Raw genomic sequence first — 15,818 nt, forward strand, 5'->3', positions numbered from 1 at the left:
AGCCCGATCACCTTCCACGCCATCATCCAGTGGTCCGAAGCGCTCAACAACGGCGAGATGCAGCTGCGCGAGATCCTCGATCTCGACGCCATGCTCTCGAAGGAGCCGGCGCCGGAAAGCCTGTCCGAGGACGGTGAAGGCGACGACGACGGCGAGATCAGCGAGAAGACCGCCGGCCCCTCGTTCAAGGACGAGGACGATTCGGACGAGGACAACTCGGAAGAACTGGACGAGGACGGCAACCCGATCCCCAAGCGCGAAGCCGAGGAAGAGGAAGAGGACAACACCCTCAGCCTCGCCCAGATGGAAGCGGCGCTCAAGCCCGAGGCGCTTGAGAAGTTCATGCTCATCACCGAGCTGTTCCAGGCCTTCGAACGCCTTCAGTCGGAACGTCTCGACGCGCTGGCTCTGGGCATCGATTTCCCCGCCGCCAAGGAAGACCAGTACCAGCAGCTGCGCGAAGACCTGACCGCTCAGGTCGAATCGGTGAAGTTCCACGCGACGAAGATCGAATATCTCGTCGACAACCTCTATGCCTTCAACCGCCGCCTGACGACGCTGGGCGGCCAGATGCTGCGCCTGGCTGAGCGTCACAAGGTCAAGCGCGCCGACTTCCTCGATACCTACGTCGGCCGCGAACTGGACGATACCTGGCTTGCCGAAATGTCCAGGAAGGACAAGAAGTGGGCGGCCTTTGCGGAAGCCGAGGCCGATCCGGTCGAACGAATCCGTTCGGAAGTGTCGGACATCGCCGCCGCCACCGGCATGGCGCTTCCCGAGTTCCGCCGCATCGTCAACATGGTCCAGAAAGGTGAGCGCGAGGCGCGCATCGCCAAGAAGGAAATGGTCGAGGCGAACCTGCGCCTGGTGATCTCGATCGCCAAGAAGTACACGAACCGCGGCCTTCAATTCCTGGACCTCATTCAGGAAGGCAACATCGGCCTGATGAAGGCGGTCGACAAGTTCGAGTACCGCCGCGGCTACAAGTTCTCCACTTACGCCACCTGGTGGATCAGGCAGGCGATCACCCGCTCGATCGCGGATCAGGCCCGCACGATCCGCATCCCGGTCCACATGATCGAGACGATCAACAAGCTGGTCCGCACCAGCCGCCAGTTCCTCCACGAGCAGGGCCGCGAGCCCACGCCCGAGGAAATGGCCGAGCGCCTGTCCATGCCGCTCGAAAAGGTGCGCAAGGTGATGAAGATCGCCAAGGAGCCGATCAGCCTCGAAACGCCCATCGGCGACGAGGAAGACTCGCACCTGGGCGATTTCATCGAAGACAAGAACGCGATCATCCCGGTCGACGCGGCGATCCAGGCCAACCTCAAGGAAACGGTCACCCGCGTTCTGGCCTCACTCACCCCGCGCGAAGAGCGCGTGCTGCGCATGCGCTTTGGCATCGGCATGAACACCGACCACACCCTCGAGGAAGTCGGCCAGCAGTTCTCGGTCACGCGCGAACGTATCCGCCAGATCGAGGCGAAGGCCCTGCGCAAGCTCAAGCACCCGAGCCGCAGCCGCAAGATGCGCTCGTTCCTCGATCAGTGAGGAACCCGAAACGGTAAGAGAAAAGCCCCGCCAAGGCGGGGCTTTTTTTCGCCTATTGCCCGCAGGGACCTTGATCGACCACGTTGTAGCCCTTCGCCCGCGCCATGCAGGCATTGCCGAAAGTCTGCCGCTTGCCCCGCTTCACGCCGCAGACGGGCGCATATTCCCTCGTGCACATGGCCGGCTTTTCCGGTCGCGGACGATGCGGACGGTCCGGTCCCGGCATGGTTTCCATGCAACCGGCAAGCAACACGATGCCTGCGACTCCCAATGACGATAGCAAGATACGCTTCATGGGCACTCTCCTCACCGGTCCCTCCCGGCGCCCGCGAGATTGGGCCAGGGTGACATTTACCGCAAGCCGGTAGCCGGTGCCGGCCGGCATACCCTTATCCTTACCCGCCTGGCGCCGGAACCTGCTCGTAAGCGGCAATACTCGCAGCTGGAGTATCCCACCGCACCCAAAGCGCCACTCCAACCGCCAGAACCAGCAAGGTCATGCTCAAGCCCTTCATCAGCCCCTGCGACAGGGGCGCCCGAAGCGGCACGAGAACCGGCATGACCATCATCAGCGGTAGGATGCAAACCATCGGGAGGCCCGTCCCTACCGCCTGCATCAGCGAGTAGCCGAGCAGCAGCGCATATCCCGTCACGAGTCCGGCCACGGCCACGGCTGCGACCCCCAGCCCGCTGCCCGCCCCTGTTGCGCGCATCAAGGCTACGACGCCGCTCAGCAGCAACGGCACCGTCAGCACATAAGCCGCCGTCGGCGCGAATGCCTGGAAAGCGGCGGCAGCCAACCACACAGGCAGCACCAACCCCACTTCTCCGGCAACAGATTCCGGTCTGCTCCCCAGCAGGAGCACTGATACTGCAGCGGTACCGCACAAGGCGATCGCCTGAAGCCGAGGGATCGCGGCCAAGCGGTCGTAGTAGTTCACGGGGCCGTCCGCGCCCGAAACCATGTTGAACGCCCATAGCAGCCCTCCGGTCAGCGCCAGGAGCGCAAGCATCCGCGCAGAGCCGACGAACATTTCCGGGAGGTCCGGTCGCCGCATCACCAGCGCACCGTAGCCTAGGAAAGCGACGGCCAGCATCGCCCAGCCCCACCCCGGCGCATAATGAATCGCGAACAGCCCGAACGCGTCGAAAAACACGATATCCGGTGCTCGGCGCGGCAGGTCGGTGGTCTTCGCCAGAGCGCGCGCCAGCCCCAGCGTCTGCTCGCCCATCTGCTGGAGCGATCCGCGATCGAGATTGGGGGCCGTAGCCAGAGGCGAATGATAGAGCCCCGGCCGTCCGATGAACGCGAAGTTCCATGCCGGATAACCATGCGGCAGAGCCACGGTCAGGTCCGTATCGTTGGGCAGGATGCTATAGATGAAGGTCGCCAGCGACGTTCCCGCAGGATGCGGCGCGGTGCTGGCCCAGAGCCTGGCCACATCGCCATTGAGAGCGGATGTCTGGAACAGGTTGGCCTTCCCGCCACCGCCGCGCGTCTCGAGATTGATGATCGCCCCGATCCGCCGCGCTTCCTGTGCCTGGGCGAAGAACATCCTTGCGCCAAGGAGACCCGATTCCTCGCCGTCGGTCAGGATGACCAGAACGTCGCGCTTGCGCTCCCGATCGAGCGAGAGCGCCCGCAGCGTCTCCAGGATCGAGGCGACCCCCGCCCCGTCGTCGCCAGCGGCAGGCGAGCCCGGGACGCTGTCATAATGCGCCATCAGCGCCGCGGCGGGGAGATTCGACTCGGTTCCGCGCAGCAGACCAAGCACATTGGTCAAGGGGACGTGCTCCTCCGACTTGCCGTTACGCCGGTTCAGTTCCGAGCGGGCATCGGGCGGAAACGCGCCTTGCTGGATGCGCACGGTCAGCCCCAGCTCGCTCAGCCGCTGCATAAGGTATCCGCGCAAGGCCGCGTGCTCGGCCGAACCGCTGGGATGCGGCGCGCGGGCGATGCGCTCGACGTCCACCATGGCCCGTTCGGCCGAAAATTCGTCCTGCGGCGCATCGGCCGGTGCCGGCCTGGGCGGAGTCGTGCCGAGAACGGCTAAGGCCAGCCCCAGCATCAGCGAAACGATGAGCAGCCTTGTCGATTTCACTGCCACCCCCCTGACCAGACGCTGAAAGCATCCCCTTCACGACGATCGGTGTCAATTCTTGGCTTGCTGCCCGACCACAAGTGAGAAATTGCGCCGGTTTCAGCTACTCTCTCCTGATTTCCCCAGCATCCCCGCCAAAAGGCTGCCAATTCACCCACTTCCGGCAATTGCACTCTCTCATCACCAACAATGGTGGCAATGCGACGAACTCGCGACTAAGGGGAGGCGCAACGAATCTCCGCATCAGGACAGACATCCCATGCGCATTGCGATTGCTTCAGACCACGCCGCCGTTGATCTCAAGGCGACCTTGCGTGAATATCTCATCGAGCAAGGCCACGAAGTCGCCGACCTCGGCCCAGAGACCGCCGACCGCGTCGATTATCCCGACTATGGCTACAGGCTGGCTTCGGTCGTGGCCGAAGGCACCGCGCAGTTCGGCGTTGCGCTCTGCGGCTCGGGCATCGGCATTTCGATCGCCGTGAACCGCGATCCTGCCTGCCGCTGCGCGCTCGTATCGGAGCCGCTCTCGGCTGCGCTTGCCCGCGAGCACAATGATGCCAACGTCATCGCCATGGGCGCGCGCCTGACCGGCGAGGATATGGCCAAGGCCTGCCTCGACGCTTTCCTCTCGGCCGAGTTCGGTGGCGGACGCCACGCGGGCCGCGTCGAAAAGCTTTCCAACCCCGTCTTCTGAAACGGAGAAGCCCGAACATGACCGTAGACACCGCCATCCGTTCCGCCGGCTTCTTCTCCGAGGGCGTAGCCCAGAGCGATCCCGCCGTCGCCAAGGCCATCGGCCACGAGCTGAAGCGTGAGCGCAAGCAGATCGAACTGATCGCCTCGGAGAACATCGTCTCCAAGGCCGTGCTCGAAGCCCAGGGTTCGGTGCTGACCAACAAGTACGCCGAAGGGTACCCCGGCAAGCGCTACTACCAGGGCTGCGAGCCTTCGGACGAAGTCGAGACGCTGGCCATCGAGCGCGCCAAGCAGTTGTTCGATTGCGGCTTCGCCAACGTCCAGCCGCACTCGGGCGCACAGGCCAACGGCGCCGTGCTTCTCGCCACCGTGAAGCCGGGCGAGACCATCCTCGGCATGAGCCTCGACGCCGGCGGCCACCTTACCCATGGTGCGCGTGCCGCGCTTTCGGGCAAGTGGTTCAACGCCGTGCAGTACGGCGTGACCAAGGACACCCACCTGATCGACTACGATGAGGTCGAGGCCCTTGCGAAGGAACACCAGCCCAAGCTGATCATCGCCGGTGGTTCCGCCTATCCGCGCGTGATCGACTTCAAGCGCATGCGCGAAATCGCGGATGCCGTGGGCGCACTGTTCCAGGTCGACATGGCGCATTTCGCCGGCCTCGTTGCGGCGGGGCTCCACCCCTCGCCCTTCCCCCACGCGCACATCGCCACCACCACCACGCACAAGACGCTGCGCGGCCCCCGTGGCGGCATGATCCTCACCAATGACGAGGCGCTGGCCAAGAAGATCAATTCGGCGGTGTTCCCCGGCCTGCAAGGCGGTCCGCTGATGCACGTCGTCGCCGCCAAGGCCGTTGCCTTCGGTGAAGCGCTGCGCCCCGAGTTCAAGGACTACGCCGCGCGCGTCATCGAGAACGCCAAGGTTCTGGCCGACACGCTCAAGGCGCGCGGCGCGGCGATCGTCTCGGGCGGCACCGATACGCACCTCGCCCTGATCGACCTCTCGCCGCTGGGCGTGACCGGCAAGGACGCGGATGAGGCGCTGGAGCGTGCGGGCATCACCTGCAACAAGAACGGCATCCCCTTCGATCCGCTGCCGCCGATGAAGACCAGCGGAATCCGCGTGGGTTCGCCCGCGGGCACCACCCGCGGCTTTGGCCCGGAAGAGTTCCGCGAAATCGGCGAGATGGTCGCCGACGTGCTCGACGGTCTTGCCAAGTGCGGCGAAGCCGGCGACGCTCAGGTGGAGCAGAACGTGCGCGCGCGCGTTGAGGCTCTGTGTGATCGATTCCCGATCTACGAGGACTGATTTCAGGAGCCTGGCTATCATGACCGACCCGAACCACCCCAACGACAACGGTGATTTCATTTCCGATGCCCGCCACGAGCTGGCCGGAATGCTTCAGGACGGCCTCGACCATCCGTCGACCAAGCCGGTGCTCGCCTGGGGCGCGGCCGGGGCGGTCGCCGGCCTGGTGCTGCCGTTCGTGTCCATCCCATTGGGTCTTGCGGTCGGCGCGGGATACCAGTTCTACAAGCGCGTGCGCCCCTGAAGAACTGCTTCCAAGAATTGAGAGTAGCTGATTGAATGCGCTGTCCTTTTTGCGCCCACGATGATTCCCAGGTCAAGGACAGCCGCCCGACCGAGGACAATACCGCGATCCGCCGCCGCCGCCAGTGTTCCAGCTGCGGCGCGCGGTTCACGACCTTCGAACGTGTCCAGCTTCGCGAGATCACCGTCGTCAAGAGCGACGATAACCGCGAGCCATTCGATCGGGCCAAGATCGAGCAGTCCGCCACTCTGGCCTGCCGCAAGCGCGGGATCGAGCGCGAGCAGATCGACCAACTCGTGTCCGGCGTACAGCGCCAGGTGGAGACTCTCGGCGAGGCTGAGGTCTCCTCCCGCGAAATCGGCGAAATGGTGATGGAAGGGCTGCGTCAGCTGGATTCCGTCGCCTATATCCGGTTTGCCTCGGTCTACCGCGCCTTCAACGAAGCGCGCGATTTCGAAGAATTTGCAGGGACCGTGCGCGATGTCGCGGGTCCAGGCACCATGGAAGGCCACAGCGATGACTGACGTACAGAAGCCGGTCATCGTGCTGGTGCGCCCGCAACTGGGCGAGAACATCGGCAAGGCCGCGCGCGCCATGCTCAACTTCGGCCTGACCGAGATGCGCCTCGTCGCTCCGCGCGACGGCTGGCCCAATCCTTCGGCCGGTCCTGCCGCTGCCGGCGCCGACGTGGTGCTGGAATATGCCGAAGTCTTCGAGACGCTGGCTGAGGCCGTGGCCGATTGCGCCAACGTCTACGCCACCACCGTCCGCAAGCGCGGCGTCACCAAGCCGGTCGTCACGCCCGAGGAGGCCGCGCGCGAGGTTCATACGGCTTCAGGGCGTTCGGCCTATGTGTTCGGCCCCGAGCGATCGGGTCTCGAAACCGAGGATGTCGCCCTCGCCCGGGCCATCCTGACGGTGCCGATCAATCCCGAGTTCGCCTCGCTCAACCTGGCGCAGGCGGTGATCCTCTGCGCCTACGAATGGTCGAAGGGCGCCATCGGCTCCGGCCAGCTCGCGCAGCCCACGCAGGAGGACCTGCTTCCCCCTGCCCCGCAAGAAGAATTGGAAGGCCTCATCGGCCACTTCGAGCAATTGCTCGAACCCAAGAACTATTTCTGGCCCGAAACGCGTGCGGCGGCCAACCGGCTGACCTTGCGCAACCTTCTCACGAAGCCGGGCTGGAATCACCTCGAAGTGCGCACCCTTCGCGGTGTGCTCTCTGCCCTCGGAAACACGCGTCGCCCGCGGGATTGATGGGTTCTCCCACCACGCCTGCTTGACATTCCTGCCCGAGCCCGTATGGGGCACCCCTTCACATGGCGCCTGCCTTCTTGACAGGTTCGTCCATTCGGCCCCGCACCCCGGTGAAGCGGCGGCCGCATTCCGCACATTAGGCGGAATGGTGCGCCCCGGGACAACATGGACCGCTTCCACCCCGGCAGCGGCAGCAGAAAAGGAGAACGACTTATGTCGAAGCGTAAAAGCGCCAAGTACAAACTCGACCGCCGCATGGGCGAGAACATCTGGGGTCGCCCCAAGAGCTCGGTCAACCGCCGCAGCTACGGCCCCGGCCAGCACGGCCAGCGCCGCAAGGGCAAGCTGTCGGACTACGGTCTGCAGCTGCGCGCCAAGCAGAAGCTCAAGGGCTACTACGGCGACGTGACCGAGAAGCAGTTCAAGGCTACCTACCAGGAAGCCTCGCGCATGAAGGGCGACACCGGCCAGAACCTGATCGGCCTGCTCGAGCAGCGTCTGGACATGGTCGTGTACCGCTCGAAGTTCGCGCCCACCATCTTCGCGGCTCGCCAGATCGTTTCGCACGGCCACATCCGCGTCAACGGCGTGAAGTGCAACATCGCTTCGCGCCGCGTGAAGGTCGGCGACGTCATCAGCCTGGGCAACAAGGCCAAGGAAATGGCGCTGATCATCGAAGCCCAGAACCTTCCCGAGCGTGAAGTCCCCGACTACGTCGCTCAGGACGGCACCGACAAGGTGACCTTCGTCCGCGTTCCTTCGCTGGACGAAGTGCCCTACCCGGTGAAGATGGAACCGAACCTGGTCGTCGAGTTCTACTCGCGCTAAGTTTCGGGTCCTCGGACCACAAATAGGAAGGGCGGCTACCTGGTGGGGCCGCCCTTTTTATTTATGCGATGAGGCGACTGGAAACGCGCTGAATCGCTGGAGTTGTAAGGGAACGGACATGGAACTTGTGCATTGGATCAGCACCATGTCCCGCTATCGATTCATCACCCCCAAACGCACCGGCAAATGGTATCCAGACCTCCAGACCGCGAAGCAGTTCGCGGCGGAGATCGGTGCAGGTTTTCTGGACTCCCGCACCGGTCGCTTCGTCGCCTATGTCGGCACCAAACTCGAAATCGGCGCGCTGCACGACGATCTGCAAGAAGGCCTCGAACCGGCCTGACAAAGCCGGATAGAAATACACCCGAGAAGCGCATCGCTTCCCGGGTGTTTGATCACAGCCGCAGCGTTGGCCCGGCTATCCGCTGCGTCCCTGAAAATAGTCGCGCCGGAAGTCTGCAGCGAACTGCGCGAAGGTTCCCGCGGCGATCGCGTCGCGCATGGCCTGCATGAGCTGCTGGTAGAACGAGATGTTGTGCTCGGTCATCAGCATCGAGCCGAGGATCTCCCCCGAACGCACGAGATGATGCAGGTAGGCCCTGCTATAGGTGCCGCAGGTCGGACACTTGCAGCGCTCGTCCAGGGGGTTCTGGTCTTCCGCATGGCGGGCGTTGCGCAAGTTCAGCGGCCCGTTCCAGGTGAAGGCCTGGCCATTGCGGCCCGAACGGCTGGGCAGCACGCAATCGAACATGTCGACGCCGCGCTCCACTGCACCTACGAGATCGTCGGGCTTGCCGACGCCCATCAGATAGCGCGGACGGTCTGCCGGAAGCTGGCCCGGTGCGAACTCCAGCGTGGAGAACATCGCCTCCTGCCCCTCGCCTACGGCCAGGCCGCCGATGGCGTAGCCGTCGAACCCGATGTCGATGAGGGCATCGGCCGAGGCCTTGCGCAGACCTTCATCGAGCGCACCCTGCTGAATGCCGAACAAGGCCGAGTTGGCGGCATGTTCGCCGCCCGCGTCGAAGCCGTCGCGGCTGCGCTTCGCCCAACGCATCGACATTTCCATCGAACGCGCGATCACGTCGCGGGGCTGGTCGATCTTCGGGCATTCGTCGAAGCACATGACGATATCGGAGCCGAGCAGCCGCTGGATCTCCATCGAGCGCTCGGGCGTCAGCAGGTGGCGCGATCCGTCGAGGTGGCTGGCGAAAGTCACGCCGTTCTCGGTGATCTTGCGCAGGTCAGACAGGCTCATCACCTGGTAGCCGCCGCTGTCGGTCAGGATCGGGCGGTCCCAGTTCATGAACTTGTGCAACCCGCCCAGCCGCGCGACTCGCTCGGCTCCGGGGCGAAGCATGAGGTGGTAGGTATTGCCAAGGATGATGTCAGCGCCGGTGGCGCGCACATCCTGCGGCTTCATAGCCTTTACGGTAGCGGCAGTTCCCACCGGCATGAAGGCGGGCGTGCGGATTTCGCCGCGGCGCATCTTGATAACGCCGGTCCGGGCCTTGCCGTCGGTGGCGTGGATGGAGAATTCGAAACGGGGGTTCATGCCCCGCCCGTTACAGCCTTCAGAAGCCGTAGACCAGTGAGAAGCGCGAGATCGTGTCGGTCTTGAGCGAGCCGTCCGGCGGCGAGGTTTCGTGCTCGATGGAATAGGACAACCGCGTCTTCAGCCCTCTGCCCATGCCGATTTCGAAGCCCGTCGCGGAAGTGAACGTACTGTTCCCGGTCTCGATATAGGACGACGCATCCTGGGTGAGCTTCATCGTCGGCAGGATCTGCCAGTCGAAATCCACCGACGTGAGCCCCGACCAGGTCGTCTCCTCCGGCACTTCGACGTATCGGGTGCGACGCAGCGCAGGACCGACTTCCATCGACAGCGACACATTGTCACGTTTCAGGATGCGATAGCCGAGCCCGCCGGACAGCGAGTAGCGGTCGAGATAACCCTGGATCCGATCCTTTTCGTACTGCACGCGGCCGTAAATGAAGAGGCCGTCGTTCAGCGTGAAGCGGGGCTGGTAGCTCGCCCCGTATTGTTCGCGCGATACGTTGCCACGATCCTTCTGGTAATCGGCGTTCAGTTGCACCGTGTGCTGCCAGTTCAGCCCCTTGCGGTCCAGCTTGACCGCGCCGGTATAGCCGAAGTTGCTAGTGTTGCCCGTGGCCCGGAAAGCCCCGAGTTCGACTTTGCCGGTCCAGAGTTCCAGCAAGGCGGCGCGGCGGATCCGCTCCCGCTCGGCATTGGCCTTTTCAGCAATCTCGCGCGCGTTCGCATCCAGGAAAGCCTGGTGCATCGCGCGAATTTCTTCCTTGTCGTCAGGCTGGGTGGAAACCGCGGCCTTGACGACAGCAGAGACGACCGCCGAATCCTTCGTCCGGACTGCGGCCTCGATCATCGACTTGACGTTATCGGGAAGGCGCGGAGCAGGCACGTCTATCAAGGGTGGCGGGGCGACGTAATCGGGCAGCACGAGGCGCAGCGGCAGTTGCTCCACGGGATCCACCGGCAGCACCTCGATATCGGGAAATGCGTCGAAGCCGAAAGGCTGGAACTGTAGCGTACGGGGTGCCTGCGCCTGCGCCGAAGCGGAAATCAGAAGAACAGGTACACTGACACAAACAGCCAAACGCATTGTCATGAAACGATTTCACCTACTCAGGCGCGCAGGCGCCAGCCCGTGCGGAAGATCCAGGCGACGATCGCCACACACAGCACGAGGAAGCCCAGCGTCATGCCCAGGGACAGGCCGATGGGGAAATCGGAACTGCCGTAGAAGCACCAGCGCAGACCGTTCACCAGATAGACCACCGGGTTCGCCATGGCGACCGAGCGCCAGGGCTCGGGCAGGAGATCGATCGAGTAGAACGTGCCGCCGAGGAATGTCAGTGGCACCATGAACAGCACCGGAACGATGCCCAGTTTCTCGAAGCTGTCCGCCCAGATGCCCAGGATGAACCCGAGCAGGGAGAAACTGGCCGAAACCAGGAGGATGAACCCCAGGGCGTAGAATGGATGAGCGATCGTGTAATCGACGAAGAAGGTCGCCGTGATCAGGATGATAGCAGCCAATATGAGCGACTTGGTAGCCGCTGCTCCCACGAAACCGATCAGAGTCTCCGCCACGCCGACAGGCGCCGAGAGCAGTTCGTAGATCGCGCCGGTGAAGCGCGGCATGTAGATGCCGAAGCTGCCGTTCGAGGTACTTTCGCTGAGCAGGGTCAGCAGAAGCAGACCCGGCACGATGAAGGCGCCATAGTTCACCCCGGCCATGCCCGAATCCATCTTGCTGCCGATCGCGGCGCCGAAGACGATGAAGTAGAGCACGGTCGTAAGCACCGGGGCCAGGATCGACTGCATCGCGGTGCGCAAGGCCCGCAGGACTTCGCGCTTGTAGATGGTCCAGGTGCTGCGCGCGTTGAAGGCGATCATGCCGCCGCTCCTTCCAGAAGATCGACGAATATGTCTTCGAGGCTCGATTCGCGGATGTCGATCGAAGTGTAGTCGATGCCGTTGGCCACCAGGTCCTTGGTGAGCTGCGCAACCTCGGCTTTGCCGCCCCCGTACCCGTCGCCGCCGCGATAGAGCAGTTCGTGCCCGCCTTGGGCGAGGGAGAGATTATAGCCTGCCAGCACTTCGGGAATGCACGCCAGCGGCGTCACCAGGCCGATATGCGCTTCGGTACGACCCAATCGCTTCATCAGGGAGCGGGTCTCCTCGACCATGCGAATGCTGCCGGCCTGGATGATGCCGACGCGGTCCGCCATCTCTTCCGCTTCCTCGATGTAGTGCGTGGTCAGGATGATCGTCGTGCCCCGATCGCGAAGCTTGGCGATCTGCGCCCACATGTCGCGGCGAAGCTCGACGTCGACGCCGGCGGTCGGCTCATCGAGGAACAGCAGGTCGGGTTCGTGGGCGAGCGCCTTGGCGATCAGCACGCGGCGCTTCATGCCGCCGGAAAGTGCACGGATCTGCGCCTTGCGCTTGTCCCAGAGGCTGAGAGCGCGCAGGATCTCCTCGATCCGCGCGGGATCGGGCGCAAGGCCGAACAGGCCTCGCGAGTAATTGACGGTGTGAAGGACCGTCTCGAACATATCGGTCGCCAGTTCCTGCGGAACCAGGCCGATCCGCGCGCGCAGGCTGCGCCAATTGCGGGTGATGTCCTCGCCGAAGACCCGCATGGTGCCGCTGCTGGGCCGCACCAGGCCGCAGACGGCGCCGATCAGCGTGGTCTTGCCCGCGCCGTTCGGCCCGAGCAACGCGAAGATCTCGCCCTTGTTGATCGTGAGGTCGACGCCCTGAAGCGCGGTGAAGCCCCCGGCGTAAGTCTTGGTAAGACCGCTGATTTCGAGAATGGGTTCCATGGACCGCGTGATGCGCGAAACCGGTGACAGTTCCAAGTCCCTTCAGGGCAAAAGAAGACTGGAATCGCCGTAGGAATAGAAGCGGTATGCCTTGCTGATGGCATGGGCGTAGACTTCCTGCATCCGCTCCAGCCCCATGAGCGCGGAAACCAGCATGAACAGCGTCGACTTGGGCAAGTGGAAGTTGGTCATCAACCCGTCGATCGCCTTGAAGCGGTAACCCGGGGTGATAAAGATCGAAGTGTCGCCTTCGAAGGGACGAATCATGTCATCCTCGCCGGCCGCGCTTTCGAGGAGGCGCAGGCTGGTGGTGCCGACCGCGATGACGCGCCCTCCCGCCGCGCGTGCGGCATTGAGGCGGTCTGCGGTGGCGGCATCGATACGGCCCCATTCCGCATGCATCTTGTGGTCGGCCGTCTCATCGGCCTTGACCGGCAGGAACGTCCCCGCACCGACGTGGAGGGTCAGGGTCTCTCGCTTGATACCGGCCGCATCCAGCCGCTCGATCAGTTCCGGTGTGAAATGCAGCGCGGCAGTCGGCGCCGCGACGGCGCCTTTCTCGCGCGCGAACATCGTCTGGTAGTCGCTGGCATCCTGCTCATCGGTCTGTCGCTTGCCCGCGATATAGGGCGGCAGCGGCATGCGCCCTGCCCGTTCCAGCAGGACTTCCACCGGCTCATCACCCTCGAAGAACAGGGTCCAGCTGCCGTCCTCGTGGCGCTCTTCGGCGAGCGCGCTGACGTCTGCAGGAAATTCCATGCGGTCCCCGGCCTTCAGTCGCTTGGCGTTGCGGACGAAAGCCTGCCAGCGGCGAAGATCGATGCGCTTGTGGAGCGTGGCGCCGATCTTCGCCTCGCCGCGGCGTCCTTCGAGCTGGGCGGGAATGACGCGGGTGTCGTTGAAGACCAGAACGTCCCCGGCGCGCAGTTCGCCGGGAAGATCGCGCACGACGCGCTCGACCAGCGGTCCCTGGTCACGGCCCTGCACCACCAGCATCCGCGCCGAGTCGCGCGGGCGCGCGGGGCGAAGGGCGATATTCTCAGGTGGAAGGTCGAAGTCGAAAAGGTCAACGCGCATGGAGCGCCCCTCTAGAGGCGCGCTCCATGCGCGTCATCCATTTTTCGAGCGGATCAGTTCGACTTGGAATTGGTCAACTGGTCGGCGGTGATCTTGGTCGAAGCAGGCGCAACCGGAACGGGGGGCGGGGGCGCCTTGTTATCGGAGGCCAGCGAAGCCTGGACGATCCGCGTCGGATTCTGGGGCGGTTCGCCGCGCTGGATGGCGTCGACATACTGCATTCCCGAGATCACGCGGCCGAAGTTGGTGTACTTGCGATCGAGCGAGAAGCGCGGGTAGAACACGATAAAGAACTGGCTGTTGGCACTGTTCGGCTCGTTGGTGCGGGCCATCGACACGGTGCCGCGAACATGCGGCATCGCGTTGAATTCGGCCGTCAGGTCGGGAAGCTGGGAGCCTCCCTGCCCGGTACCCGTCGGGTCGCCGGTCTGGGCCATGAAGCCGTCGATCACGCGGTGGAAGATCTGGCCGTTGTAGAAGCCCTGCGAGGCCAGCGTCTTGACCCGCTCGACATGGTGAGGCGCCCATTCCGGCATCAGACGAATGGCCACGCGGCCACCGTCCGAGAGATCGAGCAGGAGCACGTTCTCGGGCTGGTGCGTCACGTCTGGATCGACGAAAGTCGGCAGCGCCGCCGCCGGCGGGGTCGGGGTCGGATCTTCCTTCTTCTTGGCCAGAGCAGGCGTAGCTGCCAGCGCCAGGCCGATCATCGTCGCGTTAAGGGTCAGGCGGAACTTCATCGAATACTCACAGGAAGGAAGCCGTTCAGGTCAGGGGCGATAGTGCCCCGGTGCTGACGTGACAATGAATGAATTTGTCGCAAGGGCGTCTCGGCGATGTCTCGGGCGCGCTCAGTAGTCTCCGAGAAGCCCGGTCTCGGCGATGCGGCCGACCACGTCGTCGCGCACGGCGGGGCTGACGAAACGGGCGATATCGCCGCCGAACAGGGCGATCTCCTTGACGAGCTTGGAGGCGATCGGCTGGAGGCTGACATCCGCCATCAGGAACACCGTCTCGATGTTCGGATTGAGCTGCTGGTTCATGCCGGCCATCTGGTACTCGTACTCGAAGTCGGCGACGGCGCGCAGTCCCCTGACGATGACGCTGGCTCCCTGCTTCTGCGCAAACTTCATCAGCAGCGCATTGAAGCCGGTGACGGTGACGTTGCTGATCCCCAGCGACGCCACTTCGCGCTCGACCATCGCCATGCGCTCTTCCGGCGTGAACAGCGGGTTCTTGGAAGGGTTGGTGGTCACCCCGATGATCAGCCGATCGACGAGCTTGGCGCCCCGCCGGATAATGTCGGCATGACCCAAGGTGATGGGATCGAAAGTTCCGGGATAGACCCCGATGCGTTCAGTCATGCGATCTTCCCCGTTTTCCTTGATCGTGCCCGGTCGTTCTCACACCCACGCCCGTGCCGCCGGCAGCATCGCGTCGGCGCTTCTGGCCTGGCAGCGCTCTTTAGTGATCCCGCTCGACGATATAGCGCGCGACGGCCCGCAGCAGGTCGGCTTCCTTGCCGTGCTGCGCAAGGTGGCCGATCGCCTGTTCGACCAGCATTCGCGCCTGTTCGCGGGCGCGGGCCGGGCCGAGCAGCGAGACGAAGGTTTCCTTGCCCGCATCCGCATCCTTGCCCACAGCCTTGCCGGCCACCGAGGCGTCGCCCTCGTGATCGATGAGGTCGTCCGCGATCTGGAACGCGAGGCCGATGTCGCGGGCATAGCCGCGAAGATGCGCGCGTCCTTCCGGCGGCAGACGGCCCAGGATCGCGCCCATCTCCACCGCCGCGCCGAGCAGCGCGCCCGTCTTGAGCTGCTGGAGCCGGGTGACGGTCTGAAGGTCGAACTCGCTGGTTTCGGCCACGAGATCCATCATCTGGCCGCCGGCCATCCCTTGCGCCCCGCTGGCATGACCAAGCGCCTGCACCAGTTCGATCCGCGTGAAGGGATCCGCGCTCGTGGCGGAATCGCTCAGCACTTCGAAAGCGAAAGCATGAAGCGAGTCTCCGGCCAGCACCGCCGTAGCTTCGTCGAAGGCGAGGTGCAGGGTCGGCTTGCCGTGACGCACGGCGTCATCGTCCATGCACGGCAGATCGTCGTGGATCAGCGAGTAGACATGGATCGATTCGATCGCGACGGCGGCGCGAATGGCCGCTTCCCGCACGACGCCGTACATCTCCGCAACAGCCGTCAGCAGCAAGGGCCGCAGCCGCTTGCCACCGCCGATCGCGGCATAACGCATCGCCTCTACCAAACGGGCCCGGGCATCGCTGGGCACCGGCAGCAGCGCGTCGAAGGCGCCGTCGATTTCTTCGGCGATACGAGCCAGACCTTCGGAGAGGACCGGATCCATCACGGTGACCTCGGCCACGA

Annotated in this window: 18 protein-coding genes; 8 read left to right on the top strand and 10 right to left on the bottom strand. The window is 64.2% G+C overall.

From position 1 onward, the window contains the following. On the top strand, positions 1–1,551 hold a 1,551-nt coding region (gene rpoD / locus L284_RS43580), incomplete at its 5' end, for an RNA polymerase sigma factor RpoD (protein WP_021235701.1). Between the two features lie 52 nt (positions 1,552–1,603). On the opposite strand, the gene L284_RS0124900 is transcribed toward rpoD, so the two are convergent. Then, positions 1,604–1,846 carry a subtilase-type protease inhibitor gene (locus tag L284_RS0124900; protein WP_152524760.1) on the bottom strand — a complete coding sequence of 81 codons (243 nt, stop codon included), beginning with the start codon at positions 1,844–1,846 and terminating at the stop codon, positions 1,604–1,606. Between the two features lie 100 nt (positions 1,847–1,946). Further along, complete coding sequence (locus L284_RS43585) at positions 1,947–3,653, bottom strand: M28 family peptidase (RefSeq protein ID WP_152524761.1); 1,707 nt, start codon at positions 3,651–3,653, stop codon at positions 1,947–1,949. Between the two features lie 259 nt (positions 3,654–3,912). On the opposite strand from L284_RS43585, the gene rpiB reads away from it, so the two are divergent. The 7 genes from rpiB to L284_RS43620 all read left to right on the top strand — a co-directional run bounded on the left by rpiB (position 3,913) and on the right by L284_RS43620 (position 8,338). Then, positions 3,913–4,350, top strand: a complete 438-nt coding sequence (rpiB, locus tag L284_RS43590) for a ribose 5-phosphate isomerase B (protein WP_021235704.1) — start codon at positions 3,913–3,915, stop codon at positions 4,348–4,350. A gap of 17 nt (positions 4,351–4,367) precedes the next feature. After that, positions 4,368–5,666: a serine hydroxymethyltransferase gene (gene glyA, locus L284_RS43595; RefSeq protein WP_021235705.1), complete on the top strand. Its 1,299-nt coding sequence runs from the start codon at positions 4,368–4,370 to the stop codon at positions 5,664–5,666. 19 nt (positions 5,667–5,685) lie between these two features. Further along, positions 5,686–5,910, top strand: a complete 225-nt coding sequence (locus L284_RS43600) for a hypothetical protein (protein ID WP_021235706.1) — start codon at positions 5,686–5,688, stop codon at positions 5,908–5,910. Between the two features lie 35 nt (positions 5,911–5,945). Next, the gene (gene nrdR, locus L284_RS43605; protein ID WP_021235707.1) at positions 5,946–6,434 is read left to right on the top strand and encodes a transcriptional regulator NrdR; all 489 of its coding nucleotides are present in this window, start codon (positions 5,946–5,948) and stop codon (positions 6,432–6,434) included. Continuing rightward, positions 6,427–7,167 carry an RNA methyltransferase gene (locus L284_RS43610; protein ID WP_021235708.1) on the top strand — a complete coding sequence of 247 codons (741 nt, stop codon included), beginning with the start codon at positions 6,427–6,429 and terminating at the stop codon, positions 7,165–7,167. Before nrdR ends, L284_RS43610 begins: the two co-directional genes overlap by 8 nt. A gap of 213 nt (positions 7,168–7,380) precedes the next feature. After that, positions 7,381–7,995 carry a 30S ribosomal protein S4 gene (rpsD, locus tag L284_RS43615; protein ID WP_021235709.1) on the top strand — a complete coding sequence of 205 codons (615 nt, stop codon included), beginning with the start codon at positions 7,381–7,383 and terminating at the stop codon, positions 7,993–7,995. 118 nt (positions 7,996–8,113) lie between these two features. Next, positions 8,114–8,338 carry a hypothetical protein gene (locus L284_RS43620; protein WP_021235710.1) on the top strand — a complete coding sequence of 75 codons (225 nt, stop codon included), beginning with the start codon at positions 8,114–8,116 and terminating at the stop codon, positions 8,336–8,338. A 75-nt stretch (positions 8,339–8,413) separates the two neighbouring features. Here L284_RS43620 and tgt read toward each other — a convergent pair whose 3' ends face one another. The 8 genes from tgt to L284_RS43660 form a co-directional block, all read right to left on the bottom strand. Then, positions 8,414–9,550, bottom strand: coding sequence for a tRNA guanosine(34) transglycosylase Tgt (gene tgt / locus L284_RS43625; RefSeq protein WP_021235711.1), 1,137 nt, complete (start codon positions 9,548–9,550; stop codon positions 8,414–8,416). A gap of 19 nt (positions 9,551–9,569) precedes the next feature. Then, positions 9,570–10,643, bottom strand: a complete 1,074-nt coding sequence (locus L284_RS43630) for a DUF481 domain-containing protein (protein WP_031343022.1) — start codon at positions 10,641–10,643, stop codon at positions 9,570–9,572. Between the two features lie 17 nt (positions 10,644–10,660). Then, entirely contained in the window at positions 10,661–11,434 is a 774-nt protein-coding gene (locus L284_RS43635; RefSeq protein WP_021235713.1) for an ABC transporter permease, read from the bottom strand. Further along, on the bottom strand, positions 11,431–12,366 hold the full coding sequence (locus L284_RS43640; RefSeq protein WP_031343023.1) for an ABC transporter ATP-binding protein: 936 nt from the start codon (positions 12,364–12,366) through the stop codon (positions 11,431–11,433). The genes L284_RS43635 and L284_RS43640 overlap by 4 nt, the downstream gene beginning before the upstream one ends. Before the next feature lie 42 nt (positions 12,367–12,408). After that, a complete protein-coding gene (queA, locus tag L284_RS43645; RefSeq protein WP_021235715.1) occupies positions 12,409–13,443 on the bottom strand; it encodes a tRNA preQ1(34) S-adenosylmethionine ribosyltransferase-isomerase QueA in 1,035 nt (344 codons plus the stop codon). 53 nt (positions 13,444–13,496) lie between these two features. After that, positions 13,497–14,183, bottom strand: coding sequence for a peptidylprolyl isomerase (locus L284_RS43650; RefSeq protein ID WP_021235716.1), 687 nt, complete (start codon positions 14,181–14,183; stop codon positions 13,497–13,499). A gap of 111 nt (positions 14,184–14,294) precedes the next feature. Next, positions 14,295–14,807: a pantetheine-phosphate adenylyltransferase gene (coaD, locus tag L284_RS43655; protein WP_021235717.1), complete on the bottom strand. Its 513-nt coding sequence runs from the start codon at positions 14,805–14,807 to the stop codon at positions 14,295–14,297. A 100-nt stretch (positions 14,808–14,907) separates the two neighbouring features. Then, positions 14,908–15,798, bottom strand: a complete 891-nt coding sequence (locus L284_RS43660; protein WP_031343024.1) for a polyprenyl synthetase family protein — start codon at positions 15,796–15,798, stop codon at positions 14,908–14,910. Positions 15,799–15,818: the final 20 nt, after the last annotated feature.

The sequence above is a fragment of the Novosphingobium lindaniclasticum LE124 genome (assembly GCF_000445125.1).
Lineage (GTDB): Bacteria > Pseudomonadota > Alphaproteobacteria > Sphingomonadales > Sphingomonadaceae > Novosphingobium > Novosphingobium lindaniclasticum.